This window comes from Microbulbifer maximicatervae (SeqCode), assembly GCF_052467305.1.
In genome coordinates this window covers 675,068-693,139 of the sequence record NZ_CP174306.1, presented here as the reverse complement: position 1 = coordinate 693,139, position 18,072 = coordinate 675,068, and the positions used below count along the sequence as shown (strand labels likewise).

General features: G+C 45.8%; 14 protein-coding genes. 10 read left to right on the top strand and 4 right to left on the bottom strand.

The genetic code is table 11. The annotated features are described in order from the left end of the window. Positions 1-23: 23 nt before the first annotated feature. On the bottom strand, positions 24-692 hold the full coding sequence (locus tag ACJJI4_RS03065) for an arylesterase (protein WP_444927010.1): 669 nt from the start codon (positions 690-692) through the stop codon (positions 24-26). Positions 693-737: 45 nt separating this feature from the next. Here ACJJI4_RS03065 and ACJJI4_RS03060 point away from each other — a divergent pair, with 45 nt between their 5' ends. From ACJJI4_RS03060 to ACJJI4_RS03045, 4 genes are all read left to right on the top strand, one after another. Continuing rightward, entirely contained in the window at positions 738-1,460 is a 723-nt protein-coding gene (locus tag ACJJI4_RS03060; protein ID WP_413664779.1) for an ABC transporter ATP-binding protein, read from the top strand. Continuing rightward, positions 1,460-3,910 (top strand): ABC transporter permease, encoded by a 2,451-nt coding sequence (locus ACJJI4_RS03055; protein ID WP_444927009.1) that lies wholly within the window; start codon positions 1,460-1,462, stop codon positions 3,908-3,910. Before ACJJI4_RS03060 ends, ACJJI4_RS03055 begins: the two co-directional genes overlap by 1 nt. A gap of 40 nt (positions 3,911-3,950) precedes the next feature. After that, positions 3,951-5,222, top strand: a complete 1,272-nt coding sequence (gene bioA / locus ACJJI4_RS03050; protein ID WP_444927008.1) for an adenosylmethionine--8-amino-7-oxononanoate transaminase — start codon at positions 3,951-3,953, stop codon at positions 5,220-5,222. A gap of 404 nt (positions 5,223-5,626) precedes the next feature. After that, positions 5,627-6,043 (top strand): DUF6746 family protein, encoded by a 417-nt coding sequence (locus ACJJI4_RS03045; RefSeq protein WP_108732203.1) that lies wholly within the window; start codon positions 5,627-5,629, stop codon positions 6,041-6,043. Between the two features lie 137 nt (positions 6,044-6,180). Here ACJJI4_RS03045 and csrA read toward each other — a convergent pair whose 3' ends face one another. Further along, positions 6,181-6,369: a carbon storage regulator CsrA gene (gene csrA, locus ACJJI4_RS03040; protein WP_299583554.1), complete on the bottom strand. Its 189-nt coding sequence runs from the start codon at positions 6,367-6,369 to the stop codon at positions 6,181-6,183. Between the two features lie 2,426 nt (positions 6,370-8,795). Here csrA and ACJJI4_RS03035 point away from each other — a divergent pair. The 3 genes from ACJJI4_RS03035 to ACJJI4_RS03025 are packed head-to-tail and all read left to right on the top strand — an operon-like array spanning position 8,796 to position 12,493. Then, complete coding sequence (locus tag ACJJI4_RS03035; protein WP_444927007.1) at positions 8,796-10,004, top strand: ABC-three component system protein; 1,209 nt, start codon at positions 8,796-8,798, stop codon at positions 10,002-10,004. 10 nt (positions 10,005-10,014) lie between these two features. Beyond that, positions 10,015-10,521 (top strand): ABC-three component system middle component 4, encoded by a 507-nt coding sequence (locus ACJJI4_RS03030; protein ID WP_444927006.1) that lies wholly within the window; start codon positions 10,015-10,017, stop codon positions 10,519-10,521. Continuing rightward, a complete protein-coding gene (locus ACJJI4_RS03025) occupies positions 10,514-12,493 on the top strand; it encodes an AAA family ATPase (RefSeq protein WP_444927005.1) in 1,980 nt (659 codons plus the stop codon). The genes ACJJI4_RS03030 and ACJJI4_RS03025 overlap by 8 nt, the downstream gene beginning before the upstream one ends. A 201-nt stretch (positions 12,494-12,694) precedes the next feature. Here the strand turns inward: ACJJI4_RS03025 and ACJJI4_RS03020 are convergent, their stop codons facing one another. After that, positions 12,695-12,949 (bottom strand): hypothetical protein, encoded by a 255-nt coding sequence (locus ACJJI4_RS03020; RefSeq protein WP_444927004.1) that lies wholly within the window; start codon positions 12,947-12,949, stop codon positions 12,695-12,697. A 112-nt stretch (positions 12,950-13,061) separates the two neighbouring features. Between ACJJI4_RS03020 and ACJJI4_RS03015 the strand changes: the two genes are divergently transcribed. Further along, positions 13,062-13,601 (top strand): hypothetical protein, encoded by a 540-nt coding sequence (locus ACJJI4_RS03015; RefSeq protein WP_444927003.1) that lies wholly within the window; start codon positions 13,062-13,064, stop codon positions 13,599-13,601. A 189-nt stretch (positions 13,602-13,790) separates the two neighbouring features. Here the strand turns inward: ACJJI4_RS03015 and ACJJI4_RS03010 are convergent, their stop codons facing one another. Then, positions 13,791-14,777: a transposase gene (locus tag ACJJI4_RS03010; protein WP_444927002.1), complete on the bottom strand. Its 987-nt coding sequence runs from the start codon at positions 14,775-14,777 to the stop codon at positions 13,791-13,793. 354 nt (positions 14,778-15,131) lie between these two features. Between ACJJI4_RS03010 and ACJJI4_RS03005 the strand changes: the two genes are divergently transcribed. Together ACJJI4_RS03005 and ACJJI4_RS03000 are read left to right on the top strand one after the other, a co-directional pair. Continuing rightward, on the top strand, positions 15,132-15,908 hold the full coding sequence (locus tag ACJJI4_RS03005) for a hypothetical protein (RefSeq protein WP_444927001.1): 777 nt from the start codon (positions 15,132-15,134) through the stop codon (positions 15,906-15,908). A 948-nt stretch (positions 15,909-16,856) separates the two neighbouring features. Beyond that, positions 16,857-17,489, top strand: a complete 633-nt coding sequence (locus tag ACJJI4_RS03000) for a DUF1294 domain-containing protein (RefSeq protein ID WP_444927000.1) — start codon at positions 16,857-16,859, stop codon at positions 17,487-17,489. Positions 17,490-18,072 lie beyond the last annotated feature (583 nt).

Below are 18,072 nucleotides of genomic sequence, written 5' to 3'. Positions count from 1 at the left end.
GGGCGCGATTGTACGCATTTCGATCACGGAGTACACGACTCACCAGCCGCCTTCTCCCCCAACAGGGACTTCACGCAGGGCCAGACATGATCCAGCAGGGCCGGCTGCGCCTTAGCGGTGGGGTGGATACCGTCGGATTGCATAGCGCCCTGCTCCAGGGCCACGGTTTCCAACAAGAAAGGCACCAGGGCGACCTCTTCGGCCTTGGCCACTTTGGGGAATACAGCGGCAAAAGCCTCGGTATAGGCGCGGCCGTAGTTGGGCGGGATACGCATCCCCAACAGCAGCACTTCTGCCCCGGAGTCTTTAGCCAGTTTTACCATCTGCTGTAGGTTCTTCTGCAAACTCTGGGGTGGGTAGCCGCGCAAACCGTCGTTACCGCCCAACTCGACAATCAGCCACTGGGGATTGTGCTCTTCCATTAGGCGCGGCAGCCGGGTCAGGCCGCCTGCGGAGGTCTCCCCACTGATACTGGCATTGACCACCTTCACCGGGCGCCCCTTCTCCTGCAAGCGCTCTTGCAACAAGTTGACCCAGCCCAACTCCTCATCGATACCGTAGGCCGCACTTATGCTATCCCCTAATACGAGCAGAGTGCCGGGCTTGTTGGCACTCAGTGCCAGATTGGGGACCGACAGCATCAGCACCAAGCCGAACCGAGTCAGTAACTGCCGAAAAAAGGCTGTTGTCATGTCATACTCTCCAAAAATCTCGCGTATCCGCAAAGGGAATACAGTATGTCCGCCATTCTCACGGCAGAAAACCTCTATCACAGGGTCTCCACCAGCGAAGGGCCACTGACCCTATTAAACAATATCTCCCTGAAAGTCGCCCGTGGCGAGAGCCTCGCTGTGACAGGGGCCTCAGGTTCCGGCAAGTCCACCCTGCTCGGCCTGTTGGCGGGATTGGACAAACCCACCGAGGGCAAGATCTGGCTGGCGGGAGACGAGATCACCGCCATGGACGAAGAGCAGCGCGCAGCGGTGCGCGCCCGCTGCGTGGGCTTTGTATTCCAGACTTTCCAACTGCTGCCCGGCCTTACCGCCCTGGAAAATGTGATGCTGCCGAGCGAATTGCGCGGCGAGCGAGGCGCCGCCAAGCGGGCGGAAGAGTTTCTCGCCCGGGTGGGCCTGGAACAGCGACTGCGCCACTACCCGCGCCAGTTATCCGGCGGCGAACAGCAGCGGGTGGCCATTGCCCGAGCCTTCGCCAGCTTTAGCAGCAAAGATGCCATCCTCTTTGCCGACGAACCCACCGGCAGCCTCGACGCCGGCAACGGCGCCAAGATTATCGACCTGCTGTTTAAGCTCAACGAAGAATCTGACACCACCCTGGTGCTGGTGACTCACGAACAGCGACTGGCAGAGCGCTGTGCCTCCCACCTGCATATGTCGGCAGGCGCTGTAGATTCTTACGCTCCCCTTATCGACGGGGACAACCTGTCGGAGGTGTCCGCCTGATGCTGCCACTCAGACTGCTGTTCAGGGACTGGCGCGGTGGCGAATTGGCGCTGATTGCCTCGGCCCTGGTTTTGGCTGTTACCTGTGTCACTGCGATCGCCCATTTCACCGACCGCCTTACCCGCGCCATGGAACAGCAATCCCTCACTTTCCTGGCCGCAGAGCGGGTGCTGCGCAGCAGTAAGCCTGTGGATAGCGCATGGCTGGAGGAAGCCGACAAAAAGGGATTGGAGCAAGCCCAGATAGTCCAGTTTTCATCCATGATCTCCGCCAACGACCAGTTCCAGTTTGTCTCGGTCAAAGCCGTCGACAAAGGCTATCCATTGGTGGGACAACTGGAAATCAGCAAATCCCCGGAAGGCCCAGGGGAAGTGGCACCACAAGGACCTCCCCCGGGAGAAGCCTGGGTGGAGTCCCGCCTTCTACCTTTGATGGGAATCCAGCTCGGCGATCCTATCGCCCTCGGCGACACCCAATTAAAAGTGACAGCCATACTGGAGCGGGAACCCGACCGGGGTACCAGCCTGTTTGATATGGGCGCGCGACTGCTAGCCAATACCGCCGACCTGCCCGCCGCAGGTGTGATCCAGCCCGGCAGCCGAGTGCGCTACCGCTACCTGTTTGCCGGCGATGACCAAGTCCTGAAAGATTACTTTGACTGGCTCAAACCTCAACTGACTGAACACCAGCGGATTCTGGACCTGCGCGAAGGCCAGCCCCGGGTTGCCTCTGCTCTGGATAGAGCCGAGTCATTCCTGTTTCTCGCCGCCAGCCTGGCCGTACTGCTCGCCAGCGTCGCCGTTGGCCTAGCAGCCAGACGCTACGGACTCCGCCACGGCGCCTACGTAGCCGTAATGAAAAGCCTCGGTGCCGGGCGCAACAAAATTCTCGGTATCTACCTGGGGCAGCTGGCCGCCCTCACCCTGATTGCCACCGCTATCGGGCTGGCACTGGGCACCTTTATCCAGAGCCAGGCGGTCAACCTGATGGAAGGGTTCTTCCCGGTTCAACCCCCGGCCACCAGCTGGAGCCCACTGCTGATTGGACTCGCCACCGGCATCGCCTGCGCCCTGGGCTTTGCCCTGCCGCCACTTTTCCGTTTGGCCCGTACAGACCCGATGCAAACCCTGCGGCACGACTGGAGCAATCCAGACAGACGCGAATGGCTCGGGCTGATTCTCGGCCCCAGCGCCATGCTGCTCCTGATTTGGTGGCTGTCCGGCAGCCTGCTTATGACGCTCGCCCTGTTTGTCGGCATGCTCTTACTGGTAGCGGGCAGCGCCCTGGTCAACCGCCTCTTGGTGCGCGGCAAGCTGGCTTCCCTGGGCGGCGCCTGGCGAATAGCCCTGGGCAGCCTGCAACGCCGCGCCGCATTCAACACCTTATTGATTGCCGCTTTTGGCACCGGATTATTGGCCATGCTGGCCATGGTCTTTGCCCGCACCGCCCTGGTGGACGAATGGCGGATGCAATTGCCGGAAAAAGCCCCCAATCACTTCCTCCTGAATATCGCCCCCCACGATGTTCCAACCATGAAAAATATGCTGGCAGAGGGCGAAGTAAGCAGCACCGAGTTTTACCCCATGGTGCGCGGCCGTTTGGTGGCGATTAACGGCGTTTCGATTAAAGAGAAAAAAGATCGTCCCGGTGGCGTTCGCCGGGAATTGAACCTGAGCTACACCGATACCCTGGCGCCGGACAACCGCATCTTGGAAGGCGAATGGTGGGACAAGGCCAGCGAAGGTGTTTCGGTAGAAGTGGAGCTGGCAGCCCAGCTGGAACTGTCACTGGGAGATCAGTTGCGCTTTTCCATCGGTGGCCTCGAAGTAGAAGCCCCGGTAGCCAGCTTCCGCTCGCTGGACTGGAACAGCATGCGCCCCAACTTCTATATGATATTTGCACCGGGCACTATCGATGATTTCCCGGCTACCTATATCACCAGTTTTTACCTCCCACCGGAGGACAAGCTACTGGTCAACGACCTGGTTCGCGCCTTCCCCAGCGTCAGCGTGATAGAGCTGGATAAGATCATCCAGCGTATCCGCGACACCATTAACCAGGTGTCCTTTGCTATCGAATCGGTTATGGCCCTGATGCTGGTTGCCGGGGTCCTGGTATTAATTGCCGGGGTCCGCGCCAGTATCGCCGAGCGATTGCAGGAAGCGGCAATTATCCGCACACTGGGAGGCCGCAGGCGCTTGTTGCTGAGAAGCCTGATACTGGAATTTGGGCTACTGGGTTTTGCCGCCGGCTTGCTCGCGGCTATCGGTGCGGAAGCCACCTTGGCCGTGCTGTCTTATTGGGTCTTTGAACTGCCGGTGATATTGCACCCAGTCCTTTGGCTAACCGGACCACTCACCGGTGCGGTTCTGGTTGGCACCGCCGGTACCCTGGCCTGTTACAGCTCGATCAGCCAGCCCCCGCTCAGAGTACTGCGCGAACTGGCCTAACTGATGATTGTCGGCTCTTGAAAATAAAGATTTAGTTTTTATGGACCTGGATTTCGATCGCAAACATATTTGGCACCCCTACTCCTCCCTGATCGACCCGCCCCCGGTATATCCGGTAGCGCGGGCCGAGGGGGTAAGACTTTATCTGGAAGACGGGCGCGGCCTGATCGACGGTATGTCCTCCTGGTGGAGTGCCCTGCACGGCTACAATGTGCCCGAGCTAAACCAGGCCATGCGCAATCAGATGGACAAAATGTCCCATGTGATGTTCGGAGGGTTAACTCACGAGCCCGCAATCGAGCTGTGCAAGAAATTAGTGGAAATCACTCCACCCGGCCTCAACCGGGTATTTCTGGCTGACTCCGGTTCAGTGTCTGTGGAAGTGGCCATCAAGATGGCCATTCAATACTGGCACTCCCAGGGAAAACCCCAGAAGAGCAAACTGCTCGCCCTGCGCAACGGTTACCACGGCGATACATTCGGAGCCATGGCCACCTGTGACCCAGTCACCGGAATGCATCACCTGTTTGCAGGGCAGCTGAGCCAGCATCTGTTCGCCCCTGCTCCGCAGGTTCCCTTTGGCAACACCTGTAGTGACAGTGATATCGCCGAACTGCGCCAGCAAGTGGAAGCAAACCGCGATCAACTGGCCGCGATTATTTTAGAGCCCATCGTCCAGGGCGCTGGCGGCATGCGTTTTTATTCTGCCGATTATTTGCGCCGGGTGCGCGAACTCTGCGACGAGCACGACGTACTGCTAATCGCAGATGAAATCGCCACAGGTTTTGGCCGCAGCGGCAAAATGTTTGCCTGTGAGCACGCCGATATCACCCCGGATATCCTCACCCTGGGCAAAGCGCTCACCGGCGGCACCATGACCCTCGCCGCCGCCCTCTGTACCGATAAAGTAGCCGAAGGTATTTGCCAGGGAGAAGCCGGTGTCTTTATGCACGGCCCCACTTTTATGGGTAACCCCCTGGCTTGTGCCGTCGCCGATGCCAGTATTCAACTGCTACTCAGCGGACCCTGGCAGGAACGAGTAACCGCAATCGAGCAACAGCTGACTGAACAGCTGGCCCCATTAAAATCCGCACCGGGTGTCGCCGATGTTCGAGCCCTTGGAGCAATTGGAGTGGTAGAAATGCGCGAGCCGGTCAATACGGCCAAAGTGCAGGAAGCCCTAATCGAACGCGGAGTTTGGTTGCGCCCCTTCGGCAAGCTGGTCTATGCCATGCCGCCCTATGTGATTACTAAAGAAGACCTCAACCAATTAACTTCGGCGATGGTTGATGTACTGGGAGAGATTTCCTAGCCTCCGTACCAATTAATTTGTGAAGCCGGTCTCAATAATACCGGGTTAACCGGCTCCTTCTGTAAATAACCTTCTCTTTGCTACCGCGAAGAGAGGGTTAACTAATCAAATTCCATAACACGGGGCGTCCCTTCCTGGCTAAAAACCTCTTTTGCCCCCTCCCTTGCGCATCCTTTCCAGATTCAATTTTCTTATTCCTTACAAATTTCGATCAGCTTGATCGCAATTTTTGCGACAAATGTTTTGAGCACCTAAAAATTCCTGTATCATGAATGTTAATGATAGTTATCCTCATTTACGATAGCGATCAAAGTGGTCAAAATGATCACTGATAAATGTTAGGCATTCACCTCGCCCGATCAATGCCTTACCAACCCTTAAAGTTTGGGCGTTAGAGAGGAAAGATGAGAACTTTAATTGCATTACTTTTTGCTGTTACTTTTGCTACCACTGCTCAAGCTAGCCCTGCATCAGGCGAAAAGCCCATCCAGCACTTTAAAGTAGCGAAAGTTACTTCTTTGAAGGATGCGAGAAAGATTTTTGTTGAAACAACAGAAGAAATTAAGGGCAAGAAAAAGCTTAACCCTGCTGAACTTCACGAGATTCATGTCATCACCTACAGACTCGAAAAAAGTGTTGAGTATTTCGCTGAGAACCTGAAAGGCGAAAGACAGAAGCTGGCAAAAGACATCGCCGTTGTTGTGGAAAACATCCACATTAACTCCGAAAACAACCGCCCAGAAAAAACTCGCAAGGATTTGAACCACTATTTTAAATTAGCAGACAAATTTGCTGCTGGATTTAAGCATAAACATCACTAATACAAATCACTCCCGAGCTTAACCTGTGGCTCCATCCACAGCGAAAGGCTCGAGTGAAAGCGCTAACCATCAGCAGTTAGCGCTTTCATAGCAACACCACCCCTTCATGGCCACACGCCACAATCCCGATCAGATTCTCAACGATTTCCACTGCCCATATTTCCTTCCCTTTTGATCCGTCTATAAATCTCCTCGCGGTGTACGGGCAGGGATTTTGGAGCAAGTATTCCTACCTTTACCTGATTGCCCTTAACTTCTAATACGGTGATTGAGACATTCGCTCCAATGCGTAAGTTTTCACCTGTGCGGCGCTTTAAGATCAACATATTTGTTTCCTACTGACACTCAAACCATGGGTAGACCTTCCACAATGGGAAAGCTTGAATAGAAATGTTTTGAGTAACTGCGAGGAGGTGCGCGAGAACGGTAGGCATAGAAAAAGAAAAGGCAGACGCAACGCCCCCAGGGCCTGGGGAATCTCTCCAAGCCGCTGATTGTGCTCCACTTTATTGAAGACGAGCGGGTTTCTAGCGTACTATGCATATAGCCATCTTGATAATTAGCGTATCAATTTGGTTAGCTGGCCCCAGGTGTTCCAGCACCTAGGGTCAGCGCCTTTTACTTATTCTTACTTCACGCTACCGTTCTCCTTTGAGGGGTTGGTTTTTAGAAGATTCTTGGGTTCTTGATTCTATAGGCTCTTCGAACCGAGCTGCTTTGATTGTTGCCTTTAGATGGCTTCTTAATCTCAGCCAAAATACCAATAAATATCTATCGATTTTACGTGGCTTTGACACTAAAACAATCCTAATAAAATCTAATAAGATTATTTTTGTGCCTATATTTTTTACAAATTGAAATATGTTGACGGGCAATATAATTGCAGCAGCTTTTGAATACATTAACTAGAATCTGAGGAGAGCCCTCAATGTAGGGGATCGCACACTATATAAAGGGTAAGCGAAGACAGCTTTAGGTCGGCTCTGTACGATATTTCAAATTCAAATAGCTAAGGTAAAGGGTGGCGAAGAGAAACACTCTTCACTCGCCATGACTATGAAGCTACAATTTTTTGGAATTTTGAGCTTACCCAGGAGCTGTTCGCTGAAATCGGGGAAAATTTCGTTTTACGCTTTCTGGTTCTTAATGGGGAGCTTGCTGATGGTAACTTTTAGTAAGCCGCGACGGCAAGATTTTGAAAGTAAGGGAAATCTACACTGAATTTTAACCACCTCTACGTACAGCATTTAGAATACAAGTATTCTGAATTCCATTAATAGAAAAATAAAATTTATCACACTTGTTTCCATGCTTTCCGTTATAGCTGTGACTTCAACTTGGGATTACCTATCAGGTAGTGATGAAACATGGGTTCATTATGTGAACACAGAGAATTCCAAACCACTTGGAGAGCACAGATCTTTCAAAGAGTGTTCTGAGCATTTAAAGACTCATAAGGGGACGAGCGGGTGCCGACGTATTGACGGGCCTTATCGTATTGTGAATACATTGGCTGATATGCTCTTATGAGAACATACTCTTACTCAGTAAAAACACTCTTTGCCAAATGTTTTTCATTTAGCTTTAGTTTTGCCGTAGGTACTTGAAGCGTTCACTGACTGAAGGAAAGTAACTCTTACAAGAATTTTGTGTACACACCCCTGCCTCGTCACCTTTCATCAAACTATCACTAGCCTACAAAAGTTAACAAGTGCTAGCTTGGGGATTTATGATAATTTTGACTGTTATATTGGAATCCATAAGATATATAGAAAAAATCAAATTAAATCAATAACTTACAGGTTAGCGTGAAACCCTTGACAGAAGTCAAAGTATTAATTTTTGTAGCTTTGTACGGCCGTGCCAAAATATTTTAAACCCACAATTTAAAATAATTTTTTTTGCTTTGAGGTGGAAATTGATTTTAAGGCAACAATTATGATAATAGTGGGCAGAATGACAACCATATAAAGATTGTGTTGCCTTAAGGATAAACTATGCCAAACATTAAAATTGGTGATATAAAAAAGAGAGACGCTACTGACTGCGATCATTCAAGTTTATCAAAGGAGTATTATCGCGGGTCCGCCACAGGCGATTATGTTTGCAATCGATGTAGCAAGTTCGGATCTGGAAGAGATTGGCCGAAAAACACCTTTATAGGGCAGCCAAAGCTGTACTCTGCCCGCCACAAACCTCAGTATTAAGTACTCTCTATGAAGTGCATCTATTGTAATAAGGACATCGTGCTTAAAACAGCCATCTCGGGAAGCCCATTTTCCTGGTCTCAGAATCAAACCATCTGGTATGAATGTACTCACCGTAAGCAAGATGTCCGTATTCGCTTTAAGCATGGGAGGGCATGCCTATGCTAGGCTCCGCGGGCTCAGAGTGTGCAGTTCTCCTATTCCTAGTATTCAGGTCAGAGTTGATTCTGAATACCTGCATATCTGGTTTCGGGGTAGACATTTCAAGGTTAAAGAACGTACGTAGGCTAGTACTTAAACAAAACATCAAAAACCACCCTTCGAATTGAATGTTACTGATACTCCGCCCTTTTGTGTTGGCGTTATAGACTCCAATGATTGAGTATCTCGATTAGAACACAAAGGGTAGTTTCTTACCTGAATGCTACTTTGTGGAGGTAACATTAGGTTGTAACTAAATGAAGTCAAAAGGCGGGTAAATGAATGAAAATAGAAGATTATGAATATCTAGTCACTGAACAATATCAGATGGATGCACAGGAAAAATGATAGAGTTTTTCACACAAGACCATAAGCGTCGCCTTATATTATTTATTCACGGACTTACGGGAAGTGAAAATACATGGAAGAATAGCAATGGGACAACCTTCCCCGGTCTACTTTCTCAAGATCAGACTATAAATGACAATTTTGATATAGCCTATTTTAATTACTATTCAAAATTCTTTAATATCACTGAGCAAGCAGGAAGAGTAAAGAAATTTTTAAATAAAATATTAAGTAGACCTGTATCTACTACAAAGAAGAACGTATCAATTCAAGATTTAGCAAAGCATTTGCATACCGAAATTGAAGTAAAGTGTCAAAAGTATCAAGAAATCATTGTGATTGCGCATAGCATGGGCGGCCTTATAACAAAGGGCAGCATATCAATAGATATTGAGAAAAATAGAGTTTCAAAAGTAAAACTTTTTTTATCTCTTGCTGTTCCACATCATGGTTCAAGTTTAGCCAGCCCTGCAAAGCTTCTTTCCAACAATGTTCAATTAGAACAACTGAAAACATTAAGTGATTATGGAAGCAAACTTTGCAATATTTGGCAGCAAAATAACCTGAGGCCTGCCACCAAATATTTTCGAGGCTTATATGACGAAATAGTTGATGAAAATAGTGCTATTGCAATTGATAAAATCGAGCAAGATATCAGGACCGTTCCCGAAGATCACGAGTCTATAGCTAAACCTAAGGATAACAACAACACTACTTTCTTAGGCGTAAGCCAATATATCCACGATTATCTTAACGGTGGTGTGCAGGAAGATTTATTAGAAATTCTTACCTTAAAGAATGAAGATGAATACAGCGACTCTTTATTTGTTATAAAATTGCTCATAGCCGACATCCATAAATCCACGGTTACAGATGCTAAAGAGTTATTTTTGAATGCAGAATATATGAGCAAACGTTTTACCAGTAGCTTTGACCAGAAACATCTGCAAGAGATATATACAAACATAAAAACCATATACCAGGATAGCTACACTAAATATCTTCATGGTGGATTCGATAATTCAGGTCAGTTTTTATCCGAAGTTCATGACAAGATTGTTAGGGAAAATGAGAAAACACTTAAATCAAAAATTTATGAAATTGGTGTTATGCACAAGAAAGGAATGCTTCATCAATTAGCAGATGAGCTAAAGGGGAATGTATGGTGGTCTGAAACCAAAGATCTGGAAAAATTAGAAGAATAAGGATCTCAATATGGATAAATTGCCATTCTTATCATTAGACAATGACTTTCTATTAAACTCTCTTGAGCTAATTATTTTGCTTGGTGTTACCAGTCTTAACACTAGAAAAAAACCAACTTTAAATAATGGAAAAATTCAGGCATTACTTTATCTGGTGAAAAATCCACATATTCTTAACCGGGTCTTAAGATCATTAAATAAGAAGGAAGTTAAACTGAGAAGGAATGAAATAAATTCTGTTAGAACCATATCTGTAAATATTGATAGCTTGTATAAGACCCATAAACTCAAAGAAATACTACAGTACGCCGTTTGTTCAAATTTAATACAAGTATCAAGCATAAAAACAGAGACTGTTTATCAATTGTCGAGTCGCGGACAAGAAGTATTTTCCTCCTTGAGATCTGAACACTTTAAACGAGTTAAAGAATTTTCAAAACATGTAATACCCCTACGCTCCAAAAGTATTAATCAAATAAACTTGCTAATTGGGAGCGAATTAAAACGTCATGGATAAAAATCATTTTAGGGTAGTATCACTCACACTTGCTGGCCACAGGAAAGACTATAGAGTCAATTTTAATCCTGGCGTTAATATCATATATGGAGATTCTGCAACAGGTAAATCCAGCATATTGCAATTAATATCATACTGTCTTTGCGCATCGGATTTAGACTTATATGACGAGCTTGAAGAATCGGTAAGCCATGCAATCCTTGAAATATATCTTGGCGGAGAGGTTTACTGCATTAAACGGGATATTTTTGACTCGAGAAGAAAAGTTGAAATTTACTTATCTGATTACAAGAACATCAATGAGGTTTTCCCAAGAAAATTATTTCCAAATGTTTCCGGAGGGATAGATAACGAAGATAATTTTTCAAATTTCATATATGAGTGCCTAGGATATCCTTCCATCAAAATCAAGCAGTCACCCACAAAAGACCAGAGCAAAATGTCTAGCCTTAGCTTTAGACATTTATTTAAATACTGCTACGTAAATCAAGATGACCTCGGCAGCAAAAATATATTGAGCCTACAAAACAGGCCAAAATATTCTCTAACGAAGGAAGTCTTTAAATATATCTTCAACGCTCTGGATGACGAAGCATCAGCTATACATAGAGAGATATCTGAAAAAACATCTGAAAAAAACAAAGCGCAAGAAAAATATAAAACAATCTCAGAATTCTTGCGGGAAATTGACTTTGAAAGCTCTGAATCTTCAGACAATAAAATGACTTCTATAGAGGAAGAAATTAGCAATCTTGAAGAACTACTAAGCAGCATAAACTCTAGAATTACTGAAGACTCAGACATCTACAGCGAATATCAAAATGCCCTCACAGAGGTATTATCTGAAATAAGCTATTTTGAATCACAAAAAGACGGAGCCGTTGAAAGTCTCGACAAATTCTCTCGCCTTAAAAATGACTATTCTCTTGATTTAGAGAAACTGGAAGCTCTTCGAGAAGCTGGAGATCTAATTGGTAGAGAGAACCCCACCCCTTCAAACTGCCCTATATGTGACACAAAAATTGAGATGGAGAAAATAAACCTCAAGCTAGAAGTGTCTGAGAGTATATCTATAGATAAAGAAATTAAATCAATTAAATCAAAACTAAAAAATACAATAACTTTAGAAGATAATCTGCATGACGAAATAGTAAGACTAGAAAAGTTAATTTCTGCAAGAAATAAAGATAAAAACCTACTAAAAGGGATGATTGATGAAGAGGCATCAAAATATGTATCCCCTTACCTCAAAGAAAGAGACTCTATAGTTTCAACCATTTCTTCTTTAAAAGAAAAGAAAAATAAATATGCTCACTTTCTAAAAATACGAAACCAACAAAACCTTCTTGTTAAAGATGAAGAAAGACTAGAAACTGCCATTAGACTACTGAAAGAAAAACTAGAGAACATAAGAAAGGAATTTCCAGACTTCAATGCTGTACTATCCCGCATTGGTGACTCCCTAAATATATATTTAAAAAATATTAAAATAAAGAATAGAGAGGGAGTCTCTATAGGCGAGACAAGTCTTCTTCCAAAAGTAAGAAACCGAGATTATGAAAAAATTACTTCCGGCGGCCTTCGTACAATTGTTTCTATAGGATATTTTTCTTCGATATTAGAAGAAAGCCTAAATAACAATATACGCCTTCCATCATTTTTGATGATTGATACCGTAGGTAAATATCTAGGGAAGACCAAGGAAAAATATCTTTTGCAAACCGACAAAGAAGCTGATGCAGCAGAAGGAACATCAGACCCCGATAAATACAATAATATTTACAGACATTTAATTGATCTATCCATAAAATTTGAGGGTAAGGGGAAGGGCTGCCAAATTATCCTTGTCGATAATGATGTCCCACTTACAATTGCAGAAGAGCATTTAGGGTTTGTAGTCGCACAATTTGATGATACAGGAATAGAGCACCCGATCGGCCTCATAGATGATGTAAGCTTAGCCGTTAGGTAACCTACCATATGACACAGCAGATTGAAGAACGCCCATAGATTGAAAGATAACACCGGAAATAGTACAGGCCGTCCACCTTAACGGCCATTTCTCCTGATCTGATGCAGGATGCGGTGAAATGCTAAAAACTATGCTTTAGGTTTGAAAATTGCGTGATTTGGGCCAAACCGGAAGGAATAGTATCGAAAGGTTGGGAGGGAATTAGTGGGGCGTCGCAGAAAGGAAACATTGGCAATCGCCTATGCCATGTACCCAGCGTTTATTGAGCTGAATACAGGCTTGCCGTACGGCCTCTGCTGATCCCACCAGGCCTTTAAAGCGGCTTTCAAAGTTCCGATTAAGATAGAGCCAGTGTTTTGTTGAGATGCCCAGCCGCTCAAGGATAGGCGGTGCGTTTTGAGAAATGGCACCACGCTTTTTGGGATCTAAATGCCGGCCACTCCAGTCCGACAACACTAGGACACCCACAGATTGAAATAGTTTTGGGTGATTTTTCACTCCTGGGATATATTGACAAGTGATATAATGCAGTTACTTTTGAAGACACTTTTATGTTTAAGGAAAATATATGGATCTACTGATTTCGATGATTAGCTCCTCGACGATAGCTGGATTATTAATGTATATATTTAGGGAAAGCTTCAAGGCAAAGTTATCACGTGTAAAAACACAAATAGAGCGTCTGGAGAAATATCAAGACAAAGATTTTGACCATTCCTTCAATTCAATAAATAAAATCTGGGTCGCTTTCACAAGATTGGATGGCTACCTAAGATATGATTTTCCATCCGATGTTGAATCTGGAAAAATTGATCCCCGTAAGCTAAGGCCATTTTTCCTAGAAATTAAAGAGTCGATGGCTCTATTGCCTGACAGCCTCTATGAAACAACGACAGATTGCCTAGGCGAGATATCAAAGCAATGGGAGGATTGTGCAAATAAAATCTTAAATCTCATGCAGCGTGATAGTTCTAGTGAGTGTGATTCCAATTCGCTAGTAATATTGGCTAATAAAAGTATGGGAGACATGCGCAACAAAGTGGATATACAATTACAAAAACTTAGATCTGCGTATCGCAAACATGTTAGCTCTTACCAAAGAACATAATGCTCCCAACACTAGGACGCCCACAGATTGAAAGATGACACCGAAAGTAGTACGGACCTTCCACTTTAACGGCCATTTCTCCTGCCTGGAGCTGGAAGAGGTTAAATATAAAAAATTATGTTTGAGCTTTAAAATTTAGTGATTTTGGCCAAAAACCAGAAGGAATAGTATCGAAAGGTTGGGAGGGAATTAGTGGGGCATTGCAGATAGGAAACGCTGGCAGTCGCCTATGCCATGTACCCAGCGTTTATTGAGCCGAATACAGGCCTGCCGTACGGCCTCTGCTGATCCCACCAGGCCTTTAAAGCGGCTTTCAAAGTTCCGATTAAGATAGAGCCAGTGTTTTGTTGAGATTCCCAGCCGCTCAAGGATAGGGGGTGCGTTTTGAGAAATGGCACCGCGCTTTTTGGGGTCTAAATGCCGGCCACTCCAGTCTACTAACGCCAAATAGTGATCCAATTGAAAAGGCAATCCTTTCGGCATATTAAGGCGCTCGCCGCCCACAAACGGTAGTAGTTCTTTAGGCTGCTCACCTGAGATCACAGCGCGAACACGCTGCTGAATGGACGTGTAATCGGAGTCCTCCGGGGTTTTTGCAATATCGGCCCGGATAGGATTGAGATCGACATAGGCCATGCAGGCAGCCAAGGCTCTTTCATCCAATAGCGCCTGAGACTTGAAACGGCCCTCCCAGAAGCGGCCTGTATAGCGGTCTTCTGCATTGGCTTGGCGAGCAATAGATTCGTTTAAGCAGCGCATAAACCAACTAATATCCATTAATCGCTCTCGCCACAGCTCAATCAGCTCTTTAAGCTTGTTCTTTTCACTGCAATCCAGAGAGGCACCCTGAATAAAGCGCTGAGCCAAATTAGAAGCTTTAAATAGCTCCTGCCAGCGGAGAATGACCTCAGTATCAGACCAAGTTTTGGCTGTTTTAGCATCGATATAGAGTACCACATGGTAGTGATTACTCATTACCGCATAAGCAGCGATATCCAGCGCAAAAATAGCAGCTAGCTTTTGTATCCCAGTCTCAACCCACTGGCGCCGGTGCTCATAATCCCTCCCCAATTGATCATCTCTTCCACAAAGAAACGCCCTGCGTACACAGCGGGAGACGCAGTGATAGTACGGCGTCGCATCAAGTGAGATCTGTGAGCGGCGAGGCTGGGTCATCGGGTATGGATTTAACTGTTTTAATATCCAGTACTTTTATTGTGATTTCCGTATTGTGTCAATAGCTGTGACGCCTTAAGCTCTACCTTTGATGGGTGTCCAGAAACGGCACTTCGTTAGGATTTTGCACAAATCAACTTTTTCCAGGGGCGAGCTATTGAAATGATAGATGGGCTAAGCTTCAGAACTATAGATAAACATGGAGAGTTTCGTGATTTATCCCACGACGAACTCGCTAAGGTATGTACTATATATTTCAATCACTGTAAGCGAAATACTTTTATAAGCAGACTTCATTATCGAGGAGTTAGCGAAGAGTATTTGTCTAGTAGACTAAATAATGGTCTATATGAGGTGTCAGAAAGTGAAATGCTGAAGAGGCTATTCTACTTTGGAGATAAGTCAAAGCACTATTTTCAGCAGAACGACAAGCTTAATGACTCGAAATACTTAAAAAACATGGAAGATCTTAGTCCGGCATCTAATCATAGAATATTTAGAAAACTAAGAGACTTGAGGAAGTCAAAGAATCCGGCAATATTAGAGTTCGTAAAAAGAAATCCTGAGTTTTTTGAGTTTTTTAGTGAAAACAAAAATAAAGATATATTCAGTGCCACTCTAGTTGAGTTTGGTACTGAATTAAGAGACTACTACCTAGCGATACTTCATACAGCAGGAAATATCGGGCTAGGAGATAAATCGCTTCTAATATCTACTTCAGAAGATATTAATGTGGCGAAAACGTTCTCTCTGGGCAGCAAAGACTATGTGATTTTATACTTTTCAAGGGGGCGCTCCGTAGCAGGAAGTTTCAATCAGTCACGCCGTGCAGAAAAATCAGTGCCGTTTCTGGAGCGTGGTATGGCGATATTTCCAGAGCAAAAAGAAATCACCTACCGGGCAGGTCTCTATGCACACAACATGTTAGGCGTTGTACAGTTGAATGGAAGTATTTTCACTATCAATCCGCATATATTTTCTGAAGAGAATAGGCATGTGGATATCACGAGGGAGTCACTCTTTATCAATCAGTCAAATTTTGAAGAAGAGCTCGCTCGATGTACATCATATACAAGATGGAATTATACATTCGATTATGAAAAGTTTTATCATGGAGGGGAGGTGTCCTAACAAAGCTAGTCAAGCTCGCCCAACCTCTTCGGGGCTGGACTGGACAGCCTACGCTCCGCTTCGGCCGCCCTTGCGAACAACACTAGGACACCCACAGATTGAAATATGACGCAGGAAAAAGTACAGGCCTTCCACCTTGAAGGCCATTTCTCCTGATCAGGTATAGGGCAAGGTGAAATACTGAAAAATTATGTTTTAGGTTTGAAAATTGCGCGATTTTGGCCAAACCAGAAGGAATCGTATCGAAAGGTTGGGAGGGAATTAGTGGGGCATTGCAGAAAGGAAACGTTGGCAATCGCCTATACCATGTACCCAGCGTTTATTGAGCTGAATACAGACTTGCCGTACAGCCTCTGCTGATCCCACCAGGCCTTTAAAGCGGCTTTCAAAGTTCCGATTAAGATGGAGCCAGTATTTTTCTGAGATTCCCAGTCGCTCAAGGATAGGGGGCGCGTCTTGAGAAATAGCACCGATCGGCTTGAGATCTACATAGGCTATAAAGTGGGCTTCCTGAATCGAGGCTAGCGGGTTGGGCCTAATTACAGCTTAGCGGCCCCGATTACAGCAGCAAGCTAAACAGATCTCTCCAGATAAGAACGTGAACTTTCACTACACAACTGCATCATTGACCCTACCCGCTTGATCACCCGGCTTCGGTGTCCTTGGCCACCTCGCCTTCAGGCTAAGCCTTATATGATATTTCTGTCCGTCAGCTCGTAGTTTTGCTAGCGGCTTCCTCCCCACAAGACCTCGCGGTATTGCAGTTGCCATTCGCTAGTAGTTAGCATTTAATGAAATCCATTAAACCGTGATCTTCCTGCAGGGGACTTTCACCCCATTAGTTCACGCCCATGCTGGGCGTACTAAGCGTAGGCACGGGAAAAATTTTCCGCTGCGCTCCAAATTTTCCCGTGCTACGGGCGTTAGCCATCAGGTTCGAGAGGGAGCATGAAGCTTCAAGGTAAAGTAGTAAATTGGAATGATGATAAAGGCTTCGGTTTTGTTGAGCCTAATGGTGGAGGCGATCGTGCTTTTGTTCACATTAAAGCTTTTAAGTCTCGTTCACGTAGGCCTGTTAATGGTGAAGTCATCATCTACGAACTAGTCAGAGAAAATAGTAATCGGTTTAAAGCTATAAATATCAAATTTGCTCGAGATACTGAAGCTTCAAGTAATCGAAGCAAATCTAAAGGTGGTGGCAACTTTGGTGTAGCTTTTATAATAGTTTTTTGTGTTGGCCTTTCGACATCGATCGTTGTCGGTAAATTACCGTTAATCGTTGCTGGCTTGTATGTTGCAATGAGTTTAATAACATTTATCGCTTACGCAATTGATAAGTCCGCTGCTCAAAATGGGCGTTGGAGAACAAAAGAAAGCACATTACATTTGTTTTCAACATTTGGTGGTTGGCCTGGTGCTTACTTTGCTCAAAACAAGTTACGTCACAAGTCGAGTAAAAAAGAATTTAAAAGTGTTTATTGGGTAACTGTCATTTTGAATTTAGGTGGCTTAATTTGGCTTCATACTGAAAAAGGAACAAAGTTCCTTAATAACACGGTTGTTCCATTATTGAATGGCTAAATCAGGTAGCCGGTAGCTTTTAACTACCGGCCCCCACACCACCCATCGTGCGGGTCCGCAATGGGCGGTTCCCTATCCGTAATGAAGCTCTACCCAACGATAGTCTCGAGCAGATCTTCATTTGAGTCGAGTGTCATGGCAGTGCGCTACATCAACTTTAACCGACTGGAAACATATCAGTAGGCTAGCCCTGTCTTTCAATTCGTGGACTTCGGGTTCAGGCCTTGACCCTGTCCAAAGTATTAATCTTGGCATTTGGTTACTATGCCGTCGGCTGACTTCTATTCAATCACCTTGGCCATTACTGGCCTAGGCAGGCTGTGTTCCACCACTCTTGTCTACCCCTCGATAGAGGCTAGTGGGTTGGACCTACTTATGAGTCAGCGGCCACGCTGACAGCTTCATAGCAGCAAGCTAAACAGACCTCCCCAGATAAGAACGTGAACTTTCACTACACAACTGCATCATTTACTCTACCCGTTAGATCACATGGCTTCGGTGCCCTTAGCCACCTCGCCTCCAGGTTAAGCGTTATATGATATTCCTATCCGCCAGCTCGTAGTTTTGCTAGCGGCTTCCTCCC